The sequence below is a fragment of the Rhodococcus sovatensis genome, from assembly GCF_037327425.1.
In the GTDB taxonomy this organism is placed as follows: domain Bacteria; phylum Actinomycetota; class Actinomycetes; order Mycobacteriales; family Mycobacteriaceae; genus Rhodococcoides; species Rhodococcoides sovatense.
Map to the genome: position 1 here is coordinate 1,653,988 of NZ_CP147846.1, position 25,982 is coordinate 1,679,969.

23 protein-coding genes and 1 tRNA gene are annotated in these 25,982 nt (G+C 62.8%); 14 read left to right on the top strand and 10 right to left on the bottom strand.

The annotated features are described in order from the left end of the window. Positions 1-7 precede the first annotated feature (7 nt). The 10 genes from trpC (at position 8) to WDS16_RS07815 (ending at position 14,602) form a co-directional block, all read left to right on the top strand. Positions 8-817 carry an indole-3-glycerol phosphate synthase TrpC gene (trpC, locus tag WDS16_RS07770; protein WP_338891770.1) on the top strand — a complete coding sequence of 270 codons (810 nt, stop codon included), beginning with the start codon at positions 8-10 and terminating at the stop codon, positions 815-817. A 76-nt stretch (positions 818-893) separates the two neighbouring features. Continuing rightward, positions 894-2,252, top strand: a complete 1,359-nt coding sequence (trpB, locus tag WDS16_RS07775; protein ID WP_338891772.1) for a tryptophan synthase subunit beta — start codon at positions 894-896, stop codon at positions 2,250-2,252. Further along, entirely contained in the window at positions 2,249-3,052 is an 804-nt protein-coding gene (gene trpA, locus WDS16_RS07780; protein ID WP_338891774.1) for a tryptophan synthase subunit alpha, read from the top strand. The genes trpB and trpA overlap by 4 nt, the downstream gene beginning before the upstream one ends. Beyond that, a complete protein-coding gene (lgt, locus tag WDS16_RS07785; protein ID WP_338893289.1) occupies positions 3,052-4,062 on the top strand; it encodes a prolipoprotein diacylglyceryl transferase in 1,011 nt (336 codons plus the stop codon). The genes trpA and lgt overlap by 1 nt, the downstream gene beginning before the upstream one ends. After that, positions 4,055-4,762: a TM2 domain-containing protein gene (locus WDS16_RS07790; RefSeq protein ID WP_338891775.1), complete on the top strand. Its 708-nt coding sequence runs from the start codon at positions 4,055-4,057 to the stop codon at positions 4,760-4,762. Before lgt ends, WDS16_RS07790 begins: the two co-directional genes overlap by 8 nt. Positions 4,763-4,836: 74 nt before the next feature. Continuing rightward, positions 4,837-5,772: an NINE protein gene (locus tag WDS16_RS07795; protein WP_422395767.1), complete on the top strand. Its 936-nt coding sequence runs from the start codon at positions 4,837-4,839 to the stop codon at positions 5,770-5,772. Positions 5,773-6,040: 268 nt separating this feature from the next. Further along, on the top strand, positions 6,041-10,624 hold the full coding sequence (gene gltB / locus WDS16_RS07800; protein WP_338891776.1) for a glutamate synthase large subunit: 4,584 nt from the start codon (positions 6,041-6,043) through the stop codon (positions 10,622-10,624). Continuing rightward, positions 10,617-12,122 (top strand): glutamate synthase subunit beta, encoded by a 1,506-nt coding sequence (locus WDS16_RS07805; protein ID WP_338891778.1) that lies wholly within the window; start codon positions 10,617-10,619, stop codon positions 12,120-12,122. The genes gltB and WDS16_RS07805 overlap by 8 nt, the downstream gene beginning before the upstream one ends. Before the next feature lie 122 nt (positions 12,123-12,244). Continuing rightward, entirely contained in the window at positions 12,245-13,663 is a 1,419-nt protein-coding gene (gene pyk / locus WDS16_RS07810; protein ID WP_338891779.1) for a pyruvate kinase, read from the top strand. A gap of 51 nt (positions 13,664-13,714) precedes the next feature. Beyond that, the gene (locus WDS16_RS07815) at positions 13,715-14,602 is read left to right on the top strand and encodes an acyl-CoA thioesterase II (protein ID WP_338893291.1); all 888 of its coding nucleotides are present in this window, start codon (positions 13,715-13,717) and stop codon (positions 14,600-14,602) included. On the opposite strand, the gene WDS16_RS07820 is transcribed toward WDS16_RS07815, so the two are convergent. Continuing rightward, positions 14,599-15,555: an alpha/beta hydrolase family protein gene (locus WDS16_RS07820; RefSeq protein WP_338891780.1), complete on the bottom strand. Its 957-nt coding sequence runs from the start codon at positions 15,553-15,555 to the stop codon at positions 14,599-14,601. The two genes, WDS16_RS07815 and WDS16_RS07820, sit on opposite strands and share 4 nt — an antisense overlap. Positions 15,556-15,691: 136 nt before the next feature. Next, entirely contained in the window at positions 15,692-16,183 is a 492-nt protein-coding gene (locus WDS16_RS07825) for a DNA-deoxyinosine glycosylase (RefSeq protein ID WP_338891782.1), read from the bottom strand. Positions 16,184-16,250: 67 nt separating this feature from the next. Here WDS16_RS07825 and WDS16_RS07830 point away from each other — a divergent pair, with 67 nt between their 5' ends. Further along, positions 16,251-16,436, top strand: a complete 186-nt coding sequence (locus WDS16_RS07830) for a hypothetical protein (protein ID WP_338891784.1) — start codon at positions 16,251-16,253, stop codon at positions 16,434-16,436. A 12-nt stretch (positions 16,437-16,448) separates the two neighbouring features. Here the strand turns inward: WDS16_RS07830 and WDS16_RS07835 are convergent, their stop codons facing one another. Then, positions 16,449-16,928, bottom strand: a complete 480-nt coding sequence (locus tag WDS16_RS07835) for a DUF1772 domain-containing protein (protein WP_338891786.1) — start codon at positions 16,926-16,928, stop codon at positions 16,449-16,451. A 136-nt stretch (positions 16,929-17,064) separates the two neighbouring features. Here WDS16_RS07835 and WDS16_RS07840 point away from each other — a divergent pair, with 136 nt between their 5' ends. After that, positions 17,065-18,093, top strand: a complete 1,029-nt coding sequence (locus tag WDS16_RS07840; RefSeq protein WP_338891787.1) for an AraC family transcriptional regulator — start codon at positions 17,065-17,067, stop codon at positions 18,091-18,093. On the opposite strand, the gene WDS16_RS07845 is transcribed toward WDS16_RS07840, so the two are convergent. The 3 genes from WDS16_RS07845 to WDS16_RS07855 all read right to left on the bottom strand — a co-directional run bounded on the left by WDS16_RS07845 (position 18,090) and on the right by WDS16_RS07855 (position 19,156). Next, the gene (locus tag WDS16_RS07845; protein ID WP_338891789.1) at positions 18,090-18,818 is read right to left on the bottom strand and encodes an AAA family ATPase; all 729 of its coding nucleotides are present in this window, start codon (positions 18,816-18,818) and stop codon (positions 18,090-18,092) included. The two genes, WDS16_RS07840 and WDS16_RS07845, sit on opposite strands and share 4 nt — an antisense overlap. A gap of 3 nt (positions 18,819-18,821) precedes the next feature. Further along, positions 18,822-19,001, bottom strand: coding sequence for a hypothetical protein (locus WDS16_RS07850; RefSeq protein WP_068380971.1), 180 nt, complete (start codon positions 18,999-19,001; stop codon positions 18,822-18,824). Between the two features lie 78 nt (positions 19,002-19,079). Continuing rightward, positions 19,080-19,156: transfer RNA gene (locus WDS16_RS07855), tRNA-Leu, on the bottom strand. A gap of 157 nt (positions 19,157-19,313) precedes the next feature. Here WDS16_RS07855 and WDS16_RS07860 point away from each other — a divergent pair. Together WDS16_RS07860 and WDS16_RS07865 are read left to right on the top strand one after the other, a co-directional pair. Next, complete coding sequence (locus tag WDS16_RS07860) at positions 19,314-19,931, top strand: ANTAR domain-containing response regulator (RefSeq protein ID WP_338891792.1); 618 nt, start codon at positions 19,314-19,316, stop codon at positions 19,929-19,931. A 168-nt stretch (positions 19,932-20,099) separates the two neighbouring features. Next, a complete protein-coding gene (locus tag WDS16_RS07865) occupies positions 20,100-21,440 on the top strand; it encodes an ABC transporter substrate-binding protein (RefSeq protein WP_338891793.1) in 1,341 nt (446 codons plus the stop codon). Positions 21,441-21,705: 265 nt separating this feature from the next. On the opposite strand, the gene WDS16_RS07870 is transcribed toward WDS16_RS07865, so the two are convergent. From WDS16_RS07870 to WDS16_RS07885, 4 genes are read right to left on the bottom strand one after another with little or no spacing between them, the layout of a single operon-like run. Next, positions 21,706-22,515, bottom strand: a complete 810-nt coding sequence (locus WDS16_RS07870) for an ABC transporter ATP-binding protein (RefSeq protein WP_338891794.1) — start codon at positions 22,513-22,515, stop codon at positions 21,706-21,708. Continuing rightward, entirely contained in the window at positions 22,512-23,582 is a 1,071-nt protein-coding gene (locus tag WDS16_RS07875; RefSeq protein ID WP_338891795.1) for an ABC transporter ATP-binding protein, read from the bottom strand. Before WDS16_RS07875 ends, WDS16_RS07870 begins: the two co-directional genes overlap by 4 nt. After that, positions 23,575-24,564, bottom strand: coding sequence for a branched-chain amino acid ABC transporter permease (locus WDS16_RS07880; RefSeq protein ID WP_338891797.1), 990 nt, complete (start codon positions 24,562-24,564; stop codon positions 23,575-23,577). The genes WDS16_RS07875 and WDS16_RS07880 overlap by 8 nt, the downstream gene beginning before the upstream one ends. A gap of 4 nt (positions 24,565-24,568) precedes the next feature. Then, entirely contained in the window at positions 24,569-25,870 is a 1,302-nt protein-coding gene (locus tag WDS16_RS07885) for a branched-chain amino acid ABC transporter permease (RefSeq protein WP_338891799.1), read from the bottom strand. Between the last annotated feature and the right edge of the window lie 112 nt (positions 25,871-25,982).

Here is a 25,982-nt window from a genome sequence, read left to right on the forward strand (position 1 = left end):
GGTCACCATGACTGTTCTCGATTCGATTCTGGACGGTGTACGAGCCGACGTAGCTGCGCGCGAATCGGTGATCGACTTCGCAAGTGTGAAGGCAGCTGCCTCCAAGGCATCGGCACCGCTCAATGCGACTGCGGCTCTCCACGAGGACGGAATCGGCGTCATCGCCGAGGTCAAGCGTGCGAGTCCGTCCAAGGGTGCACTCGCAGATATCGGCGATCCGGCCATGCTCGCGCAGGCGTACGAGTCCGGTGGCGCGCGGATCATCAGCGTTCTCACCGAGGAGCGGCGTTTCCACGGATCGCTCGCCGATCTGGACGCAGTGCGCAAGGCCGTCAGTATCCCGGTTCTGCGCAAGGACTTCATCGTTGGGCCTTACCAGATCCATGAGGCCAGGGCGCACGGTGCTGACATGATTCTGCTGATAGTTGCTGCGCTCGAGCAGGATGCGCTGGAGTCGCTGCTCGACCGCACAGAGTCGCTCGGCATGACCGCGCTCGTCGAGGTTCACACCGAGGCCGAGGCGGATCGCGCACTCGAAGCCGGTGCACGGGTCATCGGAATCAACGCACGCAATCTCAAGACCCTCGAAATCGATCGAGACAGCTTCGGACGAATCGCGCCGGGATTGCCCAGCGAGGTTATCCGCGTCGCGGAATCCGGTGTCCGTGGAACGGCCGACTTGCTGGCCTACGCAGGTGCAGGCGCCGACGCTGTTCTCGTCGGCGAGGGCCTGGTCACCAGCGGTGACCCACGCACTGCAGTATCGGACCTCGTGACCGCCGGAACGCACCCGTCCTGCCCCAAGCCGGCTCGCTGACATAGATCCGTCGGACCGGCGCTCTCGCGACAGCCCCGATGGTCGTCGTCGAGGGCTGCTGAGGCAGACTGGTCGGGTGAGCAGCGAGCTATCGAACCCCCGTTTCAAAGGCGGCGATCTACCTCAGACCAGCTTCGGGTTGACCGACCGCAGTCAGCACGATCCCGATATCGGGGGCCATTTCGGCGTGTACGGCGGACGGTTCGTTCCGGAAGCGCTCATGAGCGTGATCGAGGAAGTCACCGCCGAGTACGACAAGGTGCGCAGCGACAACGAGTTCCTCGCCGAACTCGACCGCTTGCAGCGGGATTACACCGGTCGTCCTTCGCCGGTCTTCGAGGCCACTCGCCTGTCGGAGCACGCAGGTGGTGCACGAATTCTCCTCAAGCGAGAAGACCTCAACCACACGGGATCTCACAAGATCAACAACGTTCTCGGTCAGGTTCTGCTCGCAAAGCGAATGGGCAAGACTCGCATCATCGCCGAGACGGGCGCCGGCCAGCACGGTGTCGCGACCGCGACTGCGTGCGCGCTGCTCGGGCTCGAATGCGTCGTGTACATGGGTGAGGTCGACACCGAGCGCCAGGCGCTGAACGTCGCCCGTATGCGCCTACTCGGCTCCTCCGTCGTGGCAGTGAAGTCCGGTTCGCGCACGCTCAAGGACGCGATCAACGAAGCCTTGCGTGACTGGGTTGCTCACGCCGACAACACTTATTACTGCTTCGGCACAGTGGCTGGACCGCATCCCTTTCCGGCCATGGTCCGCGACTTCCAGCGGATCATCGGTCTGGAGGCTCGTCAGCAGGTCCTCTCGTCGACCGGCCGTCTGCCGGATGCGATCGCGGCATGCGTCGGAGGTGGGTCCAACGCAATCGGTATCTTCCACGCCTTCATCGACGATCCTGCGGTGCGGCTGATCGGTTTCGAAGCCGCAGGCGACGGTGTGGAGACCGGGCGGCACGCGGCGACCATCAGCGGCGGTTCGCCGGGTACCTTGCATGGAACCTATTCCTACCTGCTGCAGGACGAGGACGGTCAGACCGTCGAATCACACTCCATCTCAGCAGGTTTGGACTATCCGGGCGTCGGCCCCGAGCATTCGTACCTCCATGACATCGGCCGCGCCGAGTACCGCGGAATCACCGACACCGAAGCAATGGACGCGTTTCGACTGTTGAGTCGAACCGAGGGCATCATCCCGGCAATCGAATCCGCGCACGCGGTGGCGGGCGCGCTGAAGCTCGGCCAGGAACTGGGCAAGGACGCGATTATCCTCGTCAACCTGTCTGGTCGCGGCGACAAGGATGTCGACACCGCTGCCGAGTGGTTCGGACTCGTGGACAGCGACGGTGACGCGCACGTCGACGCGGTCGAGGGCGATCCAGACAAGAGTGAGAGCGCGCAGAGCGCGACCGAGAAGGGTGTGCAGGCATGACCGAACGACGTTCCAGGCTTGCCGACACGTTCGAGGCCTGCCGCAGCGAGAATCGGGCTGCCCTCGTCGGCTACCTGCCTGCCGGTTTCCCTACGGTGCCGAAGTCGGTCGAGGTGTTCGAGACGATGGTGGCGAATGGGTGCGACATCGTCGAGGTCGGAATTCCCTACTCGGATCCGGTCATGGACGGCCCGACGATCCAGGCGGCGGCAGACACCGCTTTGCGGGCGGGCGCTCGCGTACGTGACGTCTTCACCGTCGTGGAAAAGGTCTCGGCTGCCGGCGGCAAAGCGGTGGTGATGACGTACTGGAACTTGGTGATGCGTTACGGCATCGACGCGTTCGCACGCGATCTCGCCGGTGCGGGTGGCCTCGGCATCATTACCCCGGATCTCATTCCCGATGAAGCAGGGCAGTGGATCGCCGCTTCGGACGAACACGATCTCGATCGCATCTTCCTGCTCGCCCCGTCTTCGACGGAGGAGCGGATCGCCAGCACCCTTGCCGCAAGCCGCGGGTTCGTCTACGCCGCGTCGACAATGGGAGTCACGGGCGCACGTGACTCGGTGTCCTCGGCAGCTCCCGAGCTGACTGCCCGCATTCGTAAGCAGTCCGACATTCCGGTCGGAGTCGGCCTCGGAGTTCGCTCCGGCGCGCAGGCCGCCGAGATCGCCCGCTACGCAGACGCGGTGATCGTCGGATCGGCTCTCGTCAGCGCAGTCGACGAGGGATTGGGCGCAGTCGCCGCACTCACGAGCGAACTCGCCGAGGGCGTCCGATCCGCTAACGTGGCGTCGTGATCTCCGGCACCTCGGCTTCGACCGCTGTCCTCGCATACATTCCGAGTCCTCCTCAAGGAGTGTGGTACGTCGGTCCGCTCGCATTGCGGGCCTATGCGCTCTTCATCATCGTCGGCATCGTCGTCGCAATCGTCTGGGGCGATCGCCGCTGGGTTGCGCGTGGCGGTACGAAGGGCACGATCCTCGATGTGGCCGTGTGGGCGGTGCCGTTCGGACTGCTCGGTGGTCGTCTGTACCACGTGGCAACGGACTGGAGCACCTACTTCGGACCTGGTGGAGACCCGATACGGGCGCTCAAGGTATGGGAGGGCGGTCTCGGAATCTGGGGAGCGGTCCTACTCGGTGGCGTCGGCGCCTGGATCGCGTGCAGGCGCCGCGGAATCCCGCTGCCGGCACTGGGGGATGCTGTCGGACCACCGATTCTGCTGGCCCAAGCGATCGGGCGACTGGGAAACTACTTCAACCAAGAGCTGTACGGCCGGGAAACTACTCGGCCGTGGGGTCTCGAGATCTATGAACGCGTCAACGACGCCGGTCGTGTCGACCCGCTGACCGGGGTCTCGACGGGTGTGATCGAGAAGATCGTGCACCCGACGTTCCTCTACGAGATGCTGTGGAGCCTCGTCGTTGTCGTGCTGCTCGTGGTCGTGGATCGGCGTTTCGTCATCGGCCACGGACGACTCTTCGCGCTGTACGTGGCGGGATACTGCGCCGGCCGATTCTGGGTCGAATTGCTTCGCGACGATTACGCCACACACATCGCCGGCATCCGTATCAACACGTTCACCTCGGCAATCGTGTTCGTTCTCGCGATCCTGTACTTCGTGTTGGCGACGAAGGGACGCGAGGATCCTCGATCGTTGGTGTCGAACGACGCCGTCGACCCGCAAGAGGACGCAGGCTCGGATACAGCTGCAAGCTCGGATGCGGGAACGGACGCTACCGATTCGGCCGCCGACGACGAATCCGGCGCTCGTGCATCGGGGGAGAAGGGCACCACGAGTGGTTGATTTCGACAAGAAGCCCGAGCGCGACGGCGACGTCGATTTCGGTCGGCCTTTCGACCACGACTCGACGGCACCGACTGCCGGAGTGCCCTACGCGGCGAATCCGACCGAAAGCTATCCGCTTCCGGGGTATCCAGAGGAAGTGCAGCCGACGCAGGCGTATCCCACCGCATACGGAACAGAGACGTACCGGTCGGAAGCTCCGGCGTATCCGGTTTACCCACCCCAGTACTCCGCACCCCAGTACCCACCGGCCCAGTACCCCGCGCCCCAGTACCCACCGGCCCAGTACCCGGTCGGTTCGCCTCCGCCGTATTACGGTGGCCAGGCGTCCGTCCAGAATTTCCACCAGTCCGGTCAGGGGCCGAGCTACTACGCGTATGGGCCCGGATATCCGGCCGCGACGGTCGACGCCCCCTTCGGCCGGGATCCGATGACGGGTGAGCCGCTCTCTGACAAGTCCAAGGTGACAGCCGGTGTGCTTCAGATTTTCTTGGGTGGGTTCGGTGCTGGACGGTTCTACATCGGCAGCAACGGCGTAGCCGTGGCGCAGCTCGTCCTTCTCGTGCTGGGGTGGCTCACGGCCGTCCTCGGTGTGGGTGTTCTCATACTGATGGGTCTCGGAGTGTGGGTGATCGTGGACGGCATCATGATGCTGGTGGGCAATGTCAAGGACAGCAGAGGCCGCCGACTTCGGAATTGACCCCGTTCTAGTGGCACACTTCTCCTATCTCGATACTTAAGTTTTCGACGTAGACCTGTTGCAAGGAGCGCCCGGTGAGTGAGTCCGACAAGAATCTCGGTGAGTCCGGCAAGGATGAACGGTCCGAATCTGCTGGTGGATCGGATGCACCGCAGCTGCCGCCGGAATTCGGTTCTGCATTCGACTACGACGCGACAGCAGAAGCTTCGCTGTCGGAACCACCCGCTACCTCCGAGATCGGCCCGGTGACGGGTGCGACCGGTTCTGGCTCGGGTTCAGGTCCTGGCTGGAACGTTCATTCCGGCGTGGGAAACGGTCCGGGCTGGGGCGAGAGCCCGAGCTATCCGCCTCCCGCTACGCCGGAAACGTCGACCACTCCTCAGCCGTCGATCAACTTCGACAAGTCCGTGTCCAACGATCCATACGGTCAGTCGTCGAATCAGACCGGCACCCCTGCCCCGGGCTACGGTGCCGGGCCGGTCTACGGACCCCCTGACCCGAACTACAGCCAGTCCGGTCAGTACGACCAGCAATCCCAAGGGCAACAATTCGAGGGATCGCAGCACCAGGGCTATCCGCCGCCGCCTGGATACGATGGTGCGCCGCAGGGCCCCGGTTCTCAGAGCTATGGGCCGCAGGGCTACGGTCCTCAGGGCTCCGGTCCTCAGGGCTCCGGTTTTCAGGGCTATGGGCCGCCGGCCGGGTACGCAGGCCAGGCGCCGTACTCGTCAGGTCCGTACGGTGTGGATCCAACCGCGCCTTTCGGTCGCCACCCGGTCACGGGGGAGCCGCTGTCGGAGAAGTCCAAGGTAACCGCCGGCCTGCTGGGGATTCTGCTCGGGCCGTTCGGTGCCGGCCGCTTCTATCTGAACCAGCCGGGCATAGCTGTCGCACAGATCGCGGTGACGTGGTTGACGTGCGGGATCGGTGGAATTTGGCCGCTGGTCGACGGAATCATGATGCTCACCGGTAGCGTTCGCGACGAACACGGACGTCCGCTGCGAGATTGACGAACCGCTCATACCGCACGCTGTCCCCGTGGTTTCGGTCTTCGTCGAAAGCTACGGTAAGCTTCGAGCACTCGGCCCTAGGGCCGAATTCCTTCGCGGGCCAGAGTTGTCCCGGTAGACCCGTTCAGTGAAACAAGAGCTCGGCGAGCAGCATCATTCTCGCCGAAGCTGATCGCTAGCGGAGTTGCCGAGAAGAATGAATCGACGTCGTGGTTTCGGCGTCCGTTCGTTCCCTTGTGCCTCCCTGGCCGAGAGGGAGGTGGCGGACTTGCTGTTCTCACAGTTGCCGGCAGAACAAGGGCTCTACGACCCGTCCCACGAGAAGGATTCGTGCGGAGTCGCGATGATCGCGGACATCGCTGGACGTCGGTCGCACGCGATCGTCGCCGACGGGGTACTTGCCTTGGAGAATCTGGAGCACCGCGGCGCGGCTGGAGCCGAGCCGAACAGTGGTGACGGCGCAGGAATCCTGATCCAGCTTCCGGTGGAACTGCTCGAGTCGCTCGTCGATTTCTCGCTGCCTGCGCGTGCGGAGGACGGAACCAACGCCTTCGCAGCGGGAATTTGCTTCCTGCCCCAGGGGGTTCGCGAGCGGACCGGTGCGGTCGGGCGGGTCGAAGAGATCGCCGCCGAGGAGGGGCTGGAGATTCTCGGCTGGCAGGAAGTGCACGTCGATCCGGACAAGGCCGACATCGGCCTCACTGCGCTCGGATGCATGCCGCACATGTCGTACCTGTTCGTCGCAGCGCCCGAGGTCGACGGTCACAGGCCGTCGGGAATCGAGCTCGATCGTCTCGTCTACGGGCTACGCAAGCGCGCCGAACGTGTGACACCCGAGATCGAGGACGCGGGCACCGGACTGTTCTTTCCGTCGCTGTCGTCTCGAACCATGGTCTACAAGGGCATGCTCACCACGATGCAGTTGCCGCTGTACTTTCCCGACCTTCGCAATCCTCTGTGCATGAGCGCAATTGCCATCGTTCACAGCCGCTTCTCGACCAATACGTTTCCGTCGTGGCCGCTGGCGCACCCGCACCGATACGTGGCGCACAACGGTGAGATCAACACGGTCAAGGGAAACCGCAATCGCATGCGTGCGCGTGAGGCGATGCTGGCATCCGATCTGATTCCCGGAGATCTGCAACGTCTGTACCCTATCTGCAATCCCGACGGCTCCGACTCGGTGTCGCTCGACGAGGTGCTGGAACTGCTGCATCTCGGCGGTCGCAGCGTGCCGCACGTGGTGATGATGATGGTCCCCGAGCCGTGGGAGAACCACACGAGTATGGACCCGACGGTCCGCGCGTTCTACCAGTTCCACGGATCCATCATGGAAGCATGGGACGGGCCCGCCTGCGTGACCTTCACGGACGGAACCTACGTCGGGGCTGTCCTGGACCGCAACGGGCTCCGCCCCGGCCGGTGGTGGCAAACCGTCGACGGTCGGATGATCCTCGCCAGTGAAGCCGGCGTTCTGGACGTTCCGCCGTCCGAGGTTGTGGCGAAGGGACGGCTGGAACCGGGAAAGATGTTCCTGATCGATACTGCCGCGGGTCGCGTCGTCCCCGACGAGGAGATCAAGACTCAACTCGCTGGGGAGCATCCGTACCAGGAGTGGCTGCACGCGGGTCTTCTCGAGATAAAGACTCTTCCCGAGCGTGCGCACATTCAGTACAACCACGATTCGGTGGTTCGCCGGCAGATTGCCTTCGGCTACTCCGAGGAGGACCTCCGGGTTGTACTGACGCCGATGGCCGCGTCCGGCGGAGAACCGTTGGGTTCCATGGGAACCGACACGCCGCCCGCTGTGTTGTCGCAGCGTTCCAAACAGCTCTACGACTACTTCATCGAGCTGTTCGCTCAGGTGACCAATCCGCCGCTCGACTCGATCCGTGAGGAGATCGTCACCTCGCTGGCGCGCGTCATGGGTCCGGAGCAGAACCTGCTCGAGCCGACTGCTGCGTCGTGTCGTCAGATTGTGTTGCCGTGGCCGGTTCTCGACAACGACGAACTGAACAAGATCATTCACATCAACTTCGACGGGGACCATCCGGGACTGTCAGCGACCGTTCTCCGAGGGCTCTACGAGGTCGAACGCGGTGGAGAGGGACTCGCGGAAGCGATCGAGGAGCTGCGGCGCCGAGCAAGCGACGCGATCGCTGCCGGCTACCGGACACTGATCATCTCCGACCGCGATTCCGATCACACCTACGCGCCGATACCGTCTCTGCTCGCGACGGCCGCAGTGCATCACCACCTCGTCCGAACCAAGGAGCGGACCAAGGTTGCATTGGTCGTCGAATCGGGAGATGCGCGCGAGGTGCACCATCTGGCCCTGCTCATCGGATTCGGCGCGGCTGCGGTCAACCCGTATCTGGCGATGGAGTCCATCGAGGACCTCGTCGCAGAGGGCGAGCTGACCGGGGTCGAATCTTCGGCGGCGGTCCGCAACTACCTCTACGGATTGGGCAAGGGAGTGCTGAAGGTCATGTCCAAGATGGGCATCTCGACCGTCAGCTCTTACACCGGTGCACAGGTTTTCGAGGCAGTCGGTCTCGACAAGGAGGTCGTGCGGGAGTACTTCAAGGGCACCGTCAGCACGTTGGGAGGCGTCGGGCTGGACGTGCTCGCCGAGGAAGTCAAACTGCGTCATCGACGTGCATACCCCGAGAATCCCACCGACCGTGTGCACCGTCGCCTCGACATCGGCGGCGAATATCAGTTCCGCCGCGAAGGCGAACTGCATCTCTTCACGCCCGAGACCGTGTTCCTTCTGCAGCATGCGACGAGAACCGGTCGCTACGACGTGTTCCAGAAGTACAGCAGCGAGGTCGATCGCCTCGTGCGTGAGGGCGGCGCCTTGCGCGGACTGTTCGAGTTCAAAGAGGGTCTTCGTCAGCCGATACCTCTCGACGAAGTGGAGCCGGTCGAGTCGATCGTCACTAGGTTCAATACCGGGGCGATGAGCTACGGATCCATCTCCGCCGAGGCACACGAGACGATGGCCGTCGCGATGAACAACCTGGGCGGCCGCTCGAACTCGGGGGAGGGCGGCGAGGACACCGATCGCTTGTACGACAAGAGCAGGCGGAGCGCTGTCAAACAGGTCGCGAGCGGGCGTTTCGGCGTCACCAGCGACTACCTCGTCAACGCGACCGACATTCAGATCAAAATGGCGCAGGGCGCCAAGCCCGGTGAAGGAGGGCAGCTTCCGGGGTACAAGGTGTATCCATGGGTTGCCAAGACCCGGCACTCCACTCCCGGGGTCGGGCTGATCTCGCCGCCGCCACACCACGACATCTATTCGATCGAGGATCTCGCACAGCTGATCCACGACCTGAAGAATGCCAACGAGAACGCGCGTGTCCACGTCAAACTCGTGAGTTCGGTGGGTGTGGGGACCGTGGCCACCGGCGTCAGCAAGGCGCACGCCGACGTGGTTCTCATTTCGGGTTACGACGGCGGGACCGGCGCTGCGCCGCTGACTTCACTCAAACATGCCGGTGCCCCATGGGAGATCGGTCTCGCCGACGCCCAGCAGACGTTGGTGCTCAACGGTCTTCGCGATCGCATCACCGTTCAGTGCGACGGTGGGCTGAGGACGGGGCGTGACGTCATCGTCGCGGCACTCCTCGGTGCCGAAGAGTTCGGGTTCTCTACCGCGCCGCTCATCGTGTCCGGTTGCATCATGATGCGCGTCTGTCACCTGGACACCTGCCCGGTGGGCGTGGCCACTCAGAATCCCGAGCTACGTAAACGCTTCACGGGCAAGCCCGAATTCGTGGAGGACTTCTTCCGGTTCGTCGCCGAGGACGTGCGGAAGTATCTGGCGCAGCTCGGTTTCCGCAGTATCGACGAGGCTGTCGGGCATGCGGACGCCCTGGAGACCGCGGCCGGGATCGCGCATTGGAAGAGCAAGGGTCTCGATCTCTCACCGATCTTCGCGATGCCGACCGACCAGCACGGTGCGCCGATGACACAGCGTAGGCGTCTGCGCGCGCAGGATCACGGGCTGGATCTTGCGCTCGACCGAACTCTGATTCAGCTTGCCGAAGGTGCGTTGGAAGACGCGCATCCAGTCAAACTCGAACTACCTGTGCGCAACGTGAATCGCACCGTCGGCACCCTCCTCGGTGCCGAGGTCACCAGACGGTTCGGAGGGGCAGGTCTCCCCGACGACACCATCCGCGTCGAACTCACCGGTTCGGCCGGTCAGTCGCTCGGTGCGTTCCTCCCGGCCGGTATCACCATCGATCTGATCGGTGATACCAACGACTATGTGGGCAAGGGTCTTTCGGGAGGACGTGTCGTCGTACGACCCTCTCCGGACGCCACGTTCGTCGCCGAGGACAATGTCATCGCGGGCAATACGATTCTGTACGGTGCGACCTCGGGTGAGATGTTCCTCCGAGGGCGCGTGGGCGAGCGGTTCGCGGTGCGGAACTCGGGCGCGACGGCCGTCAACGAAGGCGTCGGCGATCACGCGTTCGAGTACATGACCGGCGGCCGCGTCGTCGTGCTCGGTCCTACCGGCCGCAACATGGCGGCAGGCATGTCCGGGGGAATTGCGTACGTCCTCGGACTGGACGAGAGCAACGTCAACCTCGCAATGGTCTCGCTGCAGAAGCCGAATCCCGACGATCTGGCCTGGCTACGAGACACCGTGGAGAGCCATCGCGTCTGGACCGGATCCGCGGTCGCGGCGTCGGTGCTCGCCGACTGGCCCCGTCGTTCCGCGTTGTTCACCAAAATCATGCCGGTCGACTACCAGCGAGTGCTGGAGGCGACTTCGATGGCGCGCGCCGAGGGGCGCGATGTCGACTCTGCGATCATGGAGGCTGCACGTGGCTGATCCCCGAGGTTTTCTCGAAATAGCCAAGCAAGAGGCGGTCAAGCGACCGATCGGCGAGCGAGTGAAGGATTGGAACGATGTCTACTCGCAGCAACCGGCCCAGCAGCGTGCGGACGAGGTGTCCGATCAAGCGCGCCGGTGCATGGACTGCGGTATTCCGTTCTGCCATTCGGGCACAGCTGGTTGTCCACTCGGCAATTTGATTCCGGAGTGGAACGACCTCGTTCGGCGTGGTCGGTGGGACGCGGCCAGCGACCGCCTCCACGCCACCAATAATTTCCCTGAGTTCACCGGCCGTGTGTGCCCGGCGCCGTGCGAGTCGGCGTGTGTGCTGTCGATCTCCGAACGCGAGACCGGGGGCAGCGTGACGATCAAGCGGGTCGAGCAGACCATTGCCGACCTCGCGTGGGATCAAGGCAGCATCGTCCCGCAACCGCCGACGATCACCACCGGAAAGATCGTTGCCGTCGTCGGTTCGGGCCCTGCTGGACTGGCCGCGGCTCAGCAGCTGACTCGCGCGGGCCACGATGTCACCGTCTACGAGCGCGACGACAGGCTCGGCGGACTGCTTCGATACGGGATCCCCGAGTTCAAGCTGGAGAAGTCCGTTCTCGATCAGCGACTCATGCAGATGCGCGCGGAGGGAACACATTTCGTGACCGACTGCGAGGTCGGAATCGACTTCACCGTCGAACAGCTACGCAGCAAGTACGACGCCGTCGTACTTGCTGTCGGGGCGTTGCGCGCCCGCGACAACACTTCCGTCGAGGGACGTGAACTCGACGGAATCCACCTCGCGATGGAACATCTCGTTCCGTCCAACAAAGAAAGCGAGGGGGATGGGCCGACGTCCATCTCGGCCAAGGACAAGCATGTCGTCATCATCGGCGGGGGTGATACCGGTGCGGACTGCCTCGGCACGGCTCACCGCCAGGGAGCCGCGTCGGTGACGCAGCTCGACTACAACAGGGCCCTGCCCGATGCTCGCGACGATTCGACGTCACCGTGGCCGTCGTGGCCGCTGGTGCTGCGGACGTCACCGGCGCACGCCGAGGGCGGCGTCGTCCGCCACCAAGTAGCGGTTCAGCGGTTCCTGGGTGACGCAGGCGGTCGCGTCCGGGCGATGGTGTTGGCCGAAGTCGAGGTGCAGCGCGACGCCGACGGCCGCCGGACCATCACTCCGATCGGCGAGGAAGTCGAGCTTCCGTGTGACTTGGCGCTGTTCGCGATCGGCTTCGAGGGCGTCGAACACAGTCCACTGTTGGACGACTACGAGTTGTCGCTCACTCGGCGGGGTTCACTGTCGTGCGGGCCTGACTGGCAGACGACCGCGCCAGGAGTCTTCGTGTGCGGCGACGCGCATCGGGGTGCCTCGCTCGTCGTCTGGGCCATCGCCGAGGGACGCTCGGCGGCGCACGGGGTCGACGCGTATCTCACCGGACGCTCGGATCTTCCGTCGCCGGTGCATCCGACGGCGCTGCCTCTCGCGGTGGTGTGAGGCCGCAGTCTGTACCGATCCAGGTGCTCTCAGCTGTGGCGACTCACTACTACTGCTCAGTAGGATTTGATCGGGTCCCTCTGCCGTAGAGAAGGTTGAAGGTACCGACTAGGCTCGTGGTCGTGAGCCGACGTACTAAGATCGTTTGTACCCTTGGACCTGCGACCGCTACTACTGAGCGAATCCGTGAACTCGTCGAGAGTGGAATGGATGTCGCCAGACTGAATTTCAGCCACGGTGATCATCCCGATCACCAGGCGAACTACGAGAGGGTTCGAGCAGCGTCGAATGCCACCGGCAAAGCCGTGGGCATCCTCGCCGACCTGCAGGGTCCCAAGATCCGCCTCGGTCGATTCGCCGAGGGCAAGACCACGTGGGCCAACGGTGAACTGGTTCGAATCACCGTGGACGAGTGCGAGGGAACGCACGACCGCGTGTCGACGACCTACAAGGAGCTGGCGCAGGACGCCAGGGAGGGCGACCGTCTTCTCGTCGACGACGGCAAGGTCGGTCTCGTTGTCACCGGCGTCGAGGGCAACGACGTGTTGTGTCGAGTCACCGAAGGCGGACCGGTCAGCAACAACAAGGGCGTATCGCTTCCCGGTATGGACGTGTCGGTTCCGGCGCTGTCGGAGAAGGACATTGCCGACCTGGAGTTTGCGCTCGAACTCGGTGTCGACTTCATCGCTCTGTCGTTCGTGCGTTCGCCCGCCGACGTCGAACTGGTGCACGCGATCATGGATCGCGTCGGACGTCGAGTTCCAGTTATCGCAAAACTCGAAAAGCCAGAAGCAGTAGACAATCTCGAAGCTATCGTCCTCGCGTTCGACGCGGTGATGGTGGCCCGTGGTGACCTCGGTGTGGAACTGCCGCTCGAACAGGTTCCGCTGGTGCAGAAGCGCGCGATCCAGATTGCTCGCGCCAACGCCAAGCCTGTCATCGTTGCAACACAGATGCTCGAGTCGATGATCGAGAACTCTCGCCCCACGAGGGCCGAGGCGTCGGACGTTGCGAACGCCGTACTGGACGGAACGGACGCGGTCATGCTCTCGGGCGAGACCTCGGTCGGCAAGTACGTGATGGAAACGGTCCGTACTATGGCCCGCATCGTCGAGACCGTGGAAACCGAGGGCGACAGCGTTCCTCCATTGACACATGTTCCCCGCACCAAGCGTGGCGTCATTTCCTACGCCGCACGCGACATCGGCGAGCGTCTCGACGCCAAGGCTCTCGTTGCGTTCACGCAGTCCGGTGACACGGTTCGTCGTCTCGCTCGGCTGCACACGTCGTTGCCGCTCCTTGCGTTCACCTCGATCCCCGAGGTTCGTTCGCAGCTGGCCTTGAGCTGGGGGACCGAGACGTTCCTCGTGCCGGAGGTTGCGACGACCGACGCCATGGTGCTCGAAGTCGACAAAGCGCTGCTGGAACTCGGTCGGTACAACAAGGGTGATCAGGTCGTGATCGTGGCTGGTGCTCCTCCCGGCACAGTAGGCTCGACCAACTTGATCCACGTGCACCGAATTGGGGAAGAGGACCGGTAAGTGACCGATGCGGGGGGAACAGGTGCAGCAACTGCACCGAGCAGTATCGATATCGAGAACGTCAGCGTGAAGACGGATTTGGAGACGCTGCTCGAGCTACTCGAGCTCGAGGAGATCGGCGAGGACAAGTTCCGGGGGGTGCATCCTCGCCAGGTCGGGAGTCGTACGTTCGGTGGTCAGATGGTCGCGCAGGCGCTTATCGCTGCGGGCCGGACCGTCACGGGTACGACGCGTGACGTTCACGCCATCAATGCGCATTTCATCAGGGGCGGCGACGTCAGCAGACCGATCGACTATCACGTCGACCGTCATCGGGACGGTCGTGCGTTCGCGAACCGGCAGGTCACCGCATATCAGGACGGCAACGAGATCTTCGTGATGCTTGCCGCGTTCCAGGATTTCGGGAAGGGCCTCGAACACAGCGTCGAGGTCCCGGATGTGCCGTATCCGGATGCCTTGCCGCCACTCGGGGATCACTTCGTCGGGTACGAGGATCGCCTGCAGATGTTCGTGGATGCGCTCAAACCGATCGACATGAGGTACGCCAACGATCCCGCATGGATTCTGCAGGGAACGGGTGAGAAGCTCAATCACAATCGAGTGTGGATGAAGGCCGACGGCGCGTTGCCGGACGACGCGATCTTCCATGCCGCGACTATGGGGTATGCGTCGGATACGACGGTATTGGATTCGATCATCACCACCCATGGTCTGTCCTGGGGATTCGACCGGATCGTCGCGGCAACGGTCAATCATTCCATCTGGTTCCATCGTCCGTTCAGGTTCGATGACTGGGCGCTGTACGCGACGGAGTCACCGGTGGCCGCGGGTTCCCGTGGACTGGCGACCGGACGCTTCTTCTCGATGGACGGGCTGTTGCTCGCAACAGTCGTCCAAGAGGGCTTGATTCGGCACTTTCCGAGGAAGCCGTCGGCCTAGACGGACAATGCGGGGCCGATGGTCGTGATCCACGCCTCGCGGAGTTGGTCCTCGAAGAGTGGCCAGGTGTGTGCACCGCGCTCGCGCATCGAAATCGTTGCAGGAACACCGTGTCGGTGCACGGCGTCGACGAACAACGATGTGCAGTAGTTGACGAGGGCCTCGACGGCCATGCCGCCGAACGGCGGAACGGCGCCGGCAGGAATACGGTCTACGGGCCCGGGGCGGCCGGCGGATGCGCTGACGTACAGGGCGGTTCCCCGAAGTTTCTCGACGTTGACTGCCGGATCGTGCTCCGCCCACCCCGGGCTTCCGGGTGGACCCCACATGTTGAACGGGTTGTTCATACCGCCAGCGATCATCGCCGAGATGCCGATCGTGGCAAACGGATTCGACGGAGCTGGGCACCCGCTCAACGATGCTGCGGCGTCGAACCTTTCGGGTGCCTGGGCCGCGAGATCGAGAGCAGGTCCGCCGCTCATCGACAGACCGGCGACGCCAGTGCGTCCGGTGGATCCGAATCTTTGCTCGAGTGCACGCGGTAGTTCGTCGGTCAGATACGTCTGCCACTTGTATGTTCCGAGAACAGGATCCGGACTTTGCCAATCGGTGTAGAAACTGAACCGGCCTCCGATGGGAATGACGACTGTGACGTTCTTGTCGGCGAAGAAGTCTGCGACCGAGGAATTGTTCAGCCAGCCGACGCCGTCTTCGTTCCCCAGGGCGCCGTTGAGCAGATACAGCGTCGGCAATGCTCCGCCGGACGCGGGACGAAGGATGTCGTTGGAGATCACCTTGTCCATGGACGGTGAATAGACGTCGAGTATCGAATGCGTGTCGGTGATCGCACGGTCGCCGACGATCCGGGTGTCCTTGTCTGACTGTGCTCGTACTGGTGTTACGACGACGAGTGACCACAGGAGGCTGACTGTCAACAGGGCGACAAGAGGCATCGAGGTAGTTCCCATACGCCACTCTGGCCACTTGTGCATCATTCGATGGTGACACGGAATTGTTTTACTACTGCTAACGATCCGGTTGCAAAACGGAATGTTCGGTATGTGGCGCCTGTGATCTTGGACGGCGGGTTCAGGGTGCGATCACGCGCCACGCGTCGAGTTTGCGTTCGAAGCTCAGGGACGCGTGTGCAGGGCTGGTGGACGGAAGACGCACTGTGGTCAGGGTTCTCGGAAGCGGTGCAACGTACCGCTGGAAGCTGTTCTCGGCCTTGGCCCCGTTGAAGAAGATCCGTTCGATTGAACGGTGCTCGTCGAGGAGGCCGGCGAGGTCGTTGGTGTCGATGGAGGATTCGACGATGGCCGAGTCGAGGCTTCCGTGTCGCGTGCACAACTTCAGCACATCCCATACCGCGATTCCGTTGGTCGTCAGTATCGATGTCCGTTGCTCGTACGGAATCGACGGTCCCGCATCGAACAGTGCTCCCATGATCGGCCAGAAGGCGTTTCGGGAGTGCGCGTAGTACTCGCCCGCGTCGAGCGAGGCGATTCCCGGCATGGACCCGAGGATCAGCGAGTGGGCCGAGACGTCGACGATCGGTGCGAAGCTGTGCACGGTGGTCATCGATGCAGCCTGCCATCATCGGCGAAATAGGTGCGCGCGGGGCGGTCGGTGGCGGACAATAGGACGCATGTTGGATCCCCGTGTTTTGGACAACCACGAACTCGACGCCGAACTGGCTGCTCTCCGTCGCGGTCGTGACGCCTCGATGGATGAAGGTGCGCGGGATGTGGACCTCGCCGATGCGGACCGCCTCATCGAGAGATTCGAGGAAGAGATCCGTCGGCGACACGAAGATCCGCCTGCTGACCTCTAGTTCTGGCGACTTTCAGAGCCTCGTCGCGAGTGTCAGCAGGACGCACGCGGCCCCTGCCGCCGCCGTCCGCGCGTGGTTCCACCGCGTCCACTGCGTCATATAGTTCGACCAGACCTCAGCTCCTGCAGTGCTCCCCGGGTCGACGGCAGCGAGAGCGTCGTTGAGCGGCACGTTGACGGCCACGGTGACAAGAACACAGCCGCCGATGTACAGCAGTGCGCCCGCAGTAACCCACACGCGTGTATCCGATCCGGAGACAAGCGCCGAAGTTGCTGCGATGCCGGCAGCAACTGCGCTGCCGAGGAATACCGACAAGAATGTGGGCGAAACGATGCTGACGTTGATCTGCTTCATCGTTGCACCACCGTCCGATGCAGGGCGAACGCGGAGCGCGGGCATCACCGCGACCGAGAATGCGAGCATCACTCCGGCTGTGAGCCCGCAACCAATGGCCGCCACCGTCGTGGCAACGGTGGCGATTCGCTCGATCACGACGCATGTCCTTCGAAACTCGTCGGTGTGGTGTTTCCGGCGTTCGGCGGTACCGGGCCACTGATGTCGCCGATGATGATCACGATGTGTCCTTTCACTGTTCCGTCCAGCTTCCCAGTGCATCGTTGGACAATCTATGATCGTCGATCGCTTGTTCATGCTCATTCGTCCAGATTCGGCCTACAATCCGGAGATGCGCGGACAGGACCCATGGGCTTCGGAGGATCCACTCGGTGAGGCGCTGCACTTTCTTCGCATGACCGGAGCGTTCTATGCCCGGTCGGAGCTGTCGGAGCCGTGGGGGTTCGCCATGCCGGAAATGGAGGATTGTCTCTGGTTCCACGTCGTGACCAGCGGACGTTGCCGACTCGACGTCGCGGGCGCGACGCCGAGGTATCTCGTACCCGGTGAATTCGCGCTTGTGCCTCATGGTTTGGGCCATACCCTGTCCAGTGACGAAGAGTCCGGACGCAGGGTGCCGATCGTGCACAACCTGCCCCACGATTACGTTTCGGACCGCTACGCAATCATTCGGCACGGAGGTGGCGGCCTGGCGACGACGATGGTGTGCGGCGCTGTGCGGCTCGACCACCCGTCGGCGGTGCAGCTCATCACGTCGCTGCCGCCGTTGATCGTCGTCGAATCCGCTCCTGCCCCGCACTTGTCGTGGATGCACAGCACGTTTGGCCTCGTCGCCGACGAGGCCAAGTACCTCCGGCCGGGCGGAGAGGCGGTCATTACGCGGTTGTCGGACATTCTCGTGATTCAGGCGCTTCGGTCGTGGATCGAAAATGATCCTGCTGCCAAGGTGGGATGGCTTGGCGCGCTGCAGGACCCGGCCGTCGGTCCCGCACTGGCTCGGATTCACCGCCACCCGGACGTACCGTGGACGGTTGCGTCGCTGGCGGCGGAGGTCGCGATGTCACGCTCGGCGTTCTCGGCGCGATTCACCTCCATAGTGGGGGAGTCGCCGATGCGGTACGTCGCGCGGTGGCGGATGCGGAGTGCGCACGATGTGCTGAGATCCGGGGACGTGACCGTCGCGGAACTCGCGAAGCGCAGTGGCTATCGATCGGAGGCCGCGTTTGCGCGGGCATTCAAGCGTGTACTCGGTGTCTCACCGGGGAGTGTGCGTACGCGGGCGGGTACATCCGCCTTGGCTTAGTCCAGTAGGTGGCGCAAGTACGACGCCGGTTCTTCGAGATAGCGACGCCAATGCGTCACGAGTTGTAGTTCCTCCCATGGCGTTCGCTGCATACCGTGCTCGTCGACTTCGATGATGTCGGCGTCAGGGAGCGATGCCAGTATCGGTGAGTGGGTTGCGCAGACAACCTGTGAACCGGATTCTGCCAATTCGTCCATCAACGCAACGAGATGAAGGCACGAGGTGAAGGACAACGCAGATTCCGGTTCGTCGAGGACGTAGAACCCTGGTTCTTGGAACATCGCGCGGAAGACCGCGAGGAAGCCCTCGCCGTGACTCATCTCGGCGGTGTTCTCGTCCCAATAGCCCGGCACGCCACCGAGATTCTCCGTCATCTCGAAAGCAGTCTCGGCGCGAAGGAAGAAGCCCTTCTTCTGCAGTCGCGGGCCGCGGAGCATCCGTGCGCCCCGCGGTGTGGTCTCGAGTTCGATGACCTCGCCCAGAGCTGTCAGAACTGTCTCCGAACGGGGTGGACGAGATGCCCGCCCACCTCGAGAGTCGAGCTGGAATCCTTCGGCTATCGCCTCGACGATCGTCGACTTACCGGATCCGTTGTCGCCGACGATCATGGTCACGGGTGCGTTGAACTCCAGCCCGTCGGTGGCGAGACGGTCGACTGCGGGGATGGTGAAAGGCCACTCCTGCGTGCGATTCTCAGGTCGGATGTATGCGCGCTCGACGAACATCGATCAGTCGGTCACCGGACGATCGACATAGCCGGTGACGTGCTCGGTGTCGGCGCTGCACTGGTAGTACACCCATTGAGGTTCCGACGGATCCGCAGCTTCTCCGAACCGGTGGGTGACACGCTGCGCGCACAAAGTGCCTGCACCGGTGTCATGGCAACGAAGATTGCTGGGTATATACATGACTCCACTGTAGGCCTCTATTTGAACGGCTGTTTACCAGCGGTTTTACCGTCGAACGGGCTGTTCGGAGTAGGGAAGTGGTGCCCTCGGTGAGACTCGAACTCACACTGCACGGGTTTTGAATCCGTTTCCTCTGCCAATTGGGATACGAGGGCTGGCGTTGTCTTGCGGTTCACTACTTTAGAAGATGCGCCGAGTGGGCCCCGCACCGGTACCCTTCAAGTGCTTCGACGGCCCAGTGGAGTCTGCATGAGTTCGATGGGCATGCGAGGATTTCTGCTGGTCGATGACTGTCGAAGGAGACTGGTACCTATGAATGCTCCTGTTGCGCAGGAGAGTGGCAAGCCCGCTCTGCGTGTCGTGGTGGCCGAGGACGAATCGCTGATCCGGCTGGATTTGGTCGAGATGCTGCGCGAAGAGGGCTACGAGGTGGTCGGTGAGGCCGCTGACGGTCAGCAAGCCGTGGATCTCGCGGTGGAGCTGCGTCCGGATCTGGTGATCATGGACGTCAAGATGCCGCGACGCGATGGCATCGATGCGGCGTCCGAAATTGCCGAGAGGCGCATCGCGCCAGTAGTCATCCTGACGGCGTTCAGCCAGCGCGAGCTCGTCGAGAAAGCCCGCGACGCGGGCGCCATGGCGTACTTGGTGAAGCCGTTCTCGAAAGCGGATCTGATGCCGGCGGTCGAGCTCGCCGCGAGTCGATACACCGAGATCTCGTCGCTGGAGAACGAGATCGCGGATCTCCAGGAACGCTTGGAAACCCGCAAGCTCATCGAGCGAGCCAAGGGCAAGCTGATGGAGTCGCAGGCACTCACAGAGCCGCAGGCGTTCAAGTGGATTCAGCGTGCCGCGATGGATCGCCGTACAACGATGAAGGCGGTGGCGGAGGTCATCATCGAGACCCTCGACAAGCCCGCGGACGTGTGAGCAGACCGCTCGAACGCTACGGCGATGTAAAACTTTGGGCTCACAGGTCACAGTCAGGTCACGAGCCGTCTTCTCGTCCATCGCAGATCGATTGGGACAGCTAGCGTCTGATCCACACATGGGGCGCATCACTGTGCTCCATATTTAGATCGATCAAGGAGACCCTAGATGGCAAAACGGACCTATGTCCGCACGGCTGCGGTGCTGGGTGCTGCGTCATTGGCACTGTTCGGCTGTTCATCGAGTGATGATTCCGGCTCGGGTGACAGTTCCAGCACTGCCAGCGGTGGAAGTTCGGCAGCAGAAGAAACGACCGTCAGCACCGACTGCACGCCAGACCAGGCGACCGCAGGAGCAACCCCGGTCACGACGCCATTGGTCGTCGGAACACTTCTGCCGGCAACCGGCAGCCTTGCATTCCTCGGACCTCCCGAGGTCGCCGGTGTTCAGCTCGCAGTCGACGAAGTCAACGGATCGGGCGGAGTTCTCGGTCAGCCCGTCCAGTTGATCCAGGGTGACTCGGGAGACACCACGACGGATACCGCCAACACCACCGTCGACCGACTGCTCGCCGGTGGCGCCGACGTCATCGTCGGTGCGGCGTCGTCCTCGGTGTCGCTCAAGGTGATCGACAAAATCGCCAGCGCAGGCGTCGTTCAGATTTCGCCCGCCAACACCTCGGATCAGTTCGTCTGCTACCCGGACAAGGGCCAGTACTTCCGTACGGCGCCGACGGACGTCCTGCAGGCGCAGGCTCTGTCGCAGCTCATCGCGGAGGACGGCGCTCAGCGAGTCTCCATCCTCGCCCTGAACGATCCGTACGGAACCGGTCTGGCCACCAACACCGTCGAGAACCTCGAAGCTGCTGGTATCCCGTCAGACCAGATCCAGAAGATCATCTACGACCCCAACGCGCAATCGTTCAACGCCGAGGTCGACGACGTGAAGAACTTCGCTCCCGACGCTGTGGCGATCATCGGCTTCGAGGAGTCGGCGAAGATCATCACCCGTATGCACGAGGTCGGCATCGGCCCGTCCGACGGCACCCTCGTCTACGGCGTCGACGGCAACATGGGTAACGCGCTCGGTGAGTCCGTTGCTGCAGGTCTGCTCGATACGATGCGCGGAACCACTCCGCTCACCGACGTCGGCACCGCCTTCCAGGACCGGCTCAAGACCGTCGATCCCGCTCTGGTCGACTTCAACTACGCCGGTGAGTCCTACGACGCAGTCATCATCGCTGCTCTCGCCGCGGAGCAGGCCAAGTCGACTGCAGGCACGGACATCGCTGCCAGCATCAACAGCGTCACCAAGGACGGCGAGAAGTGCACCACGTACGCACAGTGCCTTCCACTCGTCCAGGCCGGAACGGACATCGACTACGACGGTGTCACCGGTCAGCTGAACTTCAGCGACGCAGGTGAGCCCGCAACCGGTTCGTACGGCAACCTGGTCTTCGGACCTGACAACACCCTCACCACAGACGGATACATCGTCGTTGGAGAGTGATCGATCCGCAGTACTGAATTGACGAAGAACCCCGGTCCGATCCGTCGGCCCGGGGTTCTTCGTTTTCTGTGCCCGGCCGGTGACCGAATGAGTCGTTCGCTTACAGGGCGGTTTCAGGTGACCGAATGAGTCGTTCGCTCACTCAGAGTGACCGAGACAGACATTCGCTCACCCGCTGGGACCGAATCAGGCATTCGGTCACCCCCGGACAGCGCAGAACCCGGGCCTGTGGAGCTAAGACCCGGGTTCGTGAGCGAACGGAAAGCTACTTCTTCTCCTTGCTTCCGGCTAGGGTGCCGAGGTACAGCTCGATGACCTTGGGGTCGTTCATCAGATTGGTTCCGGTATCGGTGTACGCGTTCCGGCCTTGGTCGAGCACGTATCCGCGGTCGCAGATCTGCAGGCAGCGACGCGCGTTCTGCTCGACCATGATGATGGAGACACCGGTCGCGTTGATTTTCTTGCAGCGGATGAACACTTCGTCCTGGAACATCGGCGACAGACCTGCTGACGGCTCGTCGAGTAGCAGCACAGACGGCTCCATCATCAGTGCGCGCCCCATGGCGACCATCTGGCGTTCACCGCCGGAGAGTGCACCCGCTTTGACCTTCTTGCGTTCGCCGAGCAGTGGAAACAGCTCGCTGACGAACTCGAATCGTTCCGTGAACTTCTTCGGCCGCAGATAGATACCCATCTCGAGGTTCTCTTCGATGGTGAGCGACGGGAAGACGTTCTGCGTCTGCGGGACGTATCCGACGCCTTTGGTGACGAGCACGTGTGCCTCGGCGGACGTGATGTTGTCCCCACGCAGCTTCACCGATCCCTCGCGGACCGGAATCAGTCCGAACAGGGTCTTGAGCAACGTCGACTTTCCGGCACCGTTGGGTCCGATGATGCCGACGATTTCGCCGTCCTTCAGAAAGAAGTTGCACTCGTTCAGGATGTTGACGCCGGGAATGTACCCCGCCACCAAGTTGTCCGCGCGGACGAGTGCGCCTTCGGCGAGACGCGCGTGTTCGCCTGCTGTAGCGGCGAATTCCGCCGGGGTCAGTTTCGTTGTGCTCGGTTCGCTCATGAGCCGTCTTCTTCCTTGGCGTGCTTGGCCGGCGCCGGCGTGATGTCGGCCGGAGCCACGAATTCCGGCCCGGACAAGTCTCCGCCTGCTTCGAGTTCCTCGGCTTCGGCCTGCTCCAGTGCTTCGGCCAATTCGGCTGTCGCGCCGACTGGATTGCCGTTTTCGTCGAATTCGAGCGCCTGGTCGTGGTGGCTGCCGAGGTAGGCGTCGACGACGGCGCCGTTGTTCGACAGGTCTTCGGGGGTGGACTCGGCGATGACACTTCCCTGGGCCATGACCACGACCCAGTCGCTGATGTCACGGATGACGTCCATGTCATGTTCGACGAACACCACGGTCATACCGTCGTCGCGCAGTGACTTGATGTGGCCCAGAAGGCTTTGAGTCAGAGCGGGATTGACGCCTGCCATCGGCTCGTCGAGCATGACGACCGCAGGATCTGTCATCAATGCACGCGCCATCTCCAGCAACTTACGCTGACCACCCGACATCGATCCCGCGAGATCGTCGGCTTTGGTGTCGAGCTTGAACCTCTCGAGAAGTTGGTATGCGCGTTCGGTGATCTCCTTCTCCTGCTTCTTCCACGTCCACGGCATCAGCGTGTTGAAGATCCGCTCGCCGCGTTGGCCGGTAGCTCCGAGCCGGACGTTGTCGAGCACCGTCAACTTCGACAGCGCCTTGGTGAGCTGAAACGTCCGGACGACGCCTTTGCGTGCGACCTGGTGGGGATGCATCTTGCCGAGCGACTGACCGTCCATCGACCATGTCCCGGTGTCGGGTCGGTCGAAGCCGGTGAGCAGATTGAACAACGTCGTCTTGCCTGCACCGTTGGGGCCGATAAGGCCAGTGATGCAGCCACGTTGGATTTCGAGGTGGGCGACATCGACCGCCTTGAGGCCGCCGAACGTACGGGACACCCCGTCGACGACGAGAGTCGCGTCCGGTTTGGGCGCGCCCGGTGTCTGTGGGACGGCGGCGAAAAGCGTTGACCGCTCCTCGGCGCTGAGTACTCGCTTGATGCCGTGCCCGGTCTTGGAACTGGGCCCTGCTGTTGACGAACTAGGCATTGAGTTGGACCTCTCGCTTGTTGCCGAGGATTCCTTGTGGTCTGAAGACCATCAGGACGGCGATGAGGATGCCCAGTAGTACGAATCGTGTTGCTCCGACCTGCTGTTCACTGAGATTCAACAGAGGGTCGGGACCGGAGATCGCCTGCCGGAGGAGGGCGTCGGGGATAGACAGCAGGAACCAGAACAGCATCGCACCGAGCACAGGTCCGAACACCGTCGCCGCACCACCGAGGATGAGGGCACCGAACGCGAAGAACGTCTGGGCCGTCGAATAGAAATCGGGGTTGATGGACTTGGTCTGCAGGGCGTTGAACACACCGCCCATGCCGCCGATGACGCCGCCGAGGACGAGTGCCTGCATCTTGTAGACGAAGACGTTCTTTCCCAGCGAGCGGGCAGCGTCCTCGTCTTCTCGAACCGCTTTCAGAACGCGGCCCCACGGACTGTGTGTGAGTAGGTAGATCAATCCGCAGAGCAGTAGGACGAGTGTCCACCCCACGACCATCGCCCACAGATCGTCACCGTAGAACTTGACGCCGATGAAGGCGTACTGCTTACCGGAGTCGAACGGACTGAGCGAGGTGAACGGATCTGCGAAACCGAAGATTCCGTTCGTGGACTTGGTCACCGGATCCGTTGCGGTCGACCTGAAGACCAGTCTGAGTATCTCCGAGGCCGCGATGGTGACGATCGCAAGATAATCGGCGCGTAGACGCAGGGTCGGGATGCCGAGTACGAGTGCGAGCAGACCGGCTGCGCCGAGGCCGACGAGAATGCCGAGCCATAGGGGTTGTTGGTAGGTGATGGTCATGATGCCGACGCCGTAGCCGCCGAGCAGTGCGAATCCGATCTGGCCGAAGTTGAGCAGACCGGCGTAGCCGAAGTGCAGATTCAGCCCGATGGCGAGCAATGCGTAGAAGATTGCCGACGGGCCGATCAGCTGGGCCAGTGAAACTTGAAGAGCTCCGAGGATATCCATCAGGTCACCCGATCCTTTGCCGCGAGCCGAGGATGCCCTGAGGCCTGACGACGAGGATGAGAATCAAGACGAGCAGTCCTCCGATGTATTTGAGATCGGGATTGATGATCATCGTGGACCACTGAACGAGGAGTCCGACGATGACGCAGCCGAGGAGTGCTCCGTATGCGGTGCCTAGCCCGCCCAGTGTGATTCCGGCGAACATGAGCAGGAGGAGTTTGAAACCCATCTCCCACTGGACGCGCCCACCGAGCTCGGAGAGTCCGAACAGGACACCGCCGAGTGCAGCGAGACCGCCACCCATGCACCATACGAAGGTCACGACTCGTTCGACGTTGATTCCGGACGAAGCTGCGAGGTCGCGGTTGTCTGCGACTGCGCGCATCGCCTTGCCGATTCGCGTGCGTTGCAACATCAGTGCGACGGCGACGAGAACGACGATGCTGATGATGATGCAGGCGAGGTTGACGTTGGTGATGGCAAGAGGGCCCCACTCGTTCTGGGTCTGCGCCTGATAATCGTCGAACGGTTCGGCGCGATCCGAGAAGAAGATCAGGATCAGGTATCGTAATGCGATTGCCAGACCGATCGAGACGACGAGCTGAGCGATCAAGCCGGTCTTGCGTTTTCGCAGGGGCCGCCAGATGGCGGCGTTGTTCAACCATCCGATCGCGACTCCGACGATGATCGCGAGGATCGTGGCCGGGATCAGCTGAATGCCGAGACTGACGTTGAACACCCACGCCGCGACGGCACCGAGTGTGACGAGCTCGCCGTGTGCGAAGTTCGTCAGGCCGGTCGTGCCGAAGATCAGGCTGAGGCCGACGGCAGCGAGTGCGATGACGAGTCCGAAGCGCAGACCGTCGACGGTGGTTCGGATGAACTTCTCGTAGAAGGGCACCTCGGTGGCCGTTCGAGCTTCACCGAACGAGAAGATGATGGTATTGGCCCGTCCGGCTTCGACGTCGCGTTGTACTTCGCCCTGGACACTGACGCCGTCCGGAAGTGTCTCCGCATCGACCTCGAATGTGTATGAGCCGGGTGATATTTCGAGTGTCCACCGGCCGCCTTCGGCGGATGTGGTTCTGGCGACCTCTTCGCCCGCCGCGTCGACCGCGACCACGTCTACATCGGCGAGGCGGTCACCGCTGTTGTTGAGGCTCCCACTCACCGACACCGCGTCGGCGGGAGGGGTAGCAGGTGATTCTGTAGTGGATGCTGCGGGCGGGGGAGTCGGGGTCGGTTCCTGCGCCAGGGCAGTCCCGCCGAACGCCACCGCTGCTATGGATCCAAGTAGCGCCAACATGAGGGTCTGTCTCAGTAAGCGTAGCGAGATTCGGTTGGTGGACCGAACTCGGATCTTTCTTCGGGTCCATCGAACATTTGGAGCCACGCACGTCCTCCGGACGGTTGTCGGG

Excerpts from the sequence above, each read along its gene's own strand:
- WDS16_RS07880 (WP_338891797.1), bottom strand. The coding sequence starts at position 24,564 with ATGGATATCCTCGGAGCTCTTCAAGTTTCACTGGCCCAGCTGATCGGC.
- WDS16_RS07870 (WP_338891794.1), bottom strand. The coding sequence starts at position 22,515 with ATGAGCGAACCGAGCACAACGAAACTGACCCCGGCGGAATTCGCCGCT.
- WDS16_RS07845 (WP_338891789.1), bottom strand. The coding sequence starts at position 18,818 with ATGTTCGTCGAGCGCGCATACATCCGACCTGAGAATCGCACGCAGGAG.
- WDS16_RS07825 (WP_338891782.1), bottom strand. The coding sequence starts at position 16,183 with ATGACCACCGTGCACAGCTTCGCACCGATCGTCGACGTCTCGGCCCAC.
- WDS16_RS07885 (WP_338891799.1), bottom strand. The coding sequence starts at position 25,870 with ATGTTGGCGCTACTTGGATCCATAGCAGCGGTGGCGTTCGGCGGGACT.
- WDS16_RS07840 (WP_338891787.1), top strand. The coding sequence starts at position 17,065 with ATGATCGTCGATCGCTTGTTCATGCTCATTCGTCCAGATTCGGCCTAC.
- trpA (WP_338891774.1), top strand. The coding sequence starts at position 2,249 with ATGACCGAACGACGTTCCAGGCTTGCCGACACGTTCGAGGCCTGCCGC.
- WDS16_RS07850 (WP_068380971.1), bottom strand. The coding sequence starts at position 19,001 with ATGTATATACCCAGCAATCTTCGTTGCCATGACACCGGTGCAGGCACT.
- WDS16_RS07865 (WP_338891793.1), top strand. The coding sequence starts at position 20,100 with ATGGCAAAACGGACCTATGTCCGCACGGCTGCGGTGCTGGGTGCTGCG.
- WDS16_RS07875 (WP_338891795.1), bottom strand. The coding sequence starts at position 23,582 with ATGCCTAGTTCGTCAACAGCAGGGCCCAGTTCCAAGACCGGGCACGGC.
- WDS16_RS07860 (WP_338891792.1), top strand. The coding sequence starts at position 19,314 with ATGAATGCTCCTGTTGCGCAGGAGAGTGGCAAGCCCGCTCTGCGTGTC.
- WDS16_RS07820 (WP_338891780.1), bottom strand. The coding sequence starts at position 15,555 with ATGCCTCTTGTCGCCCTGTTGACAGTCAGCCTCCTGTGGTCACTCGTC.
- trpC (WP_338891770.1), top strand. The coding sequence starts at position 8 with ATGACTGTTCTCGATTCGATTCTGGACGGTGTACGAGCCGACGTAGCT.
- WDS16_RS07830 (WP_338891784.1), top strand. The coding sequence starts at position 16,251 with ATGTTGGATCCCCGTGTTTTGGACAACCACGAACTCGACGCCGAACTG.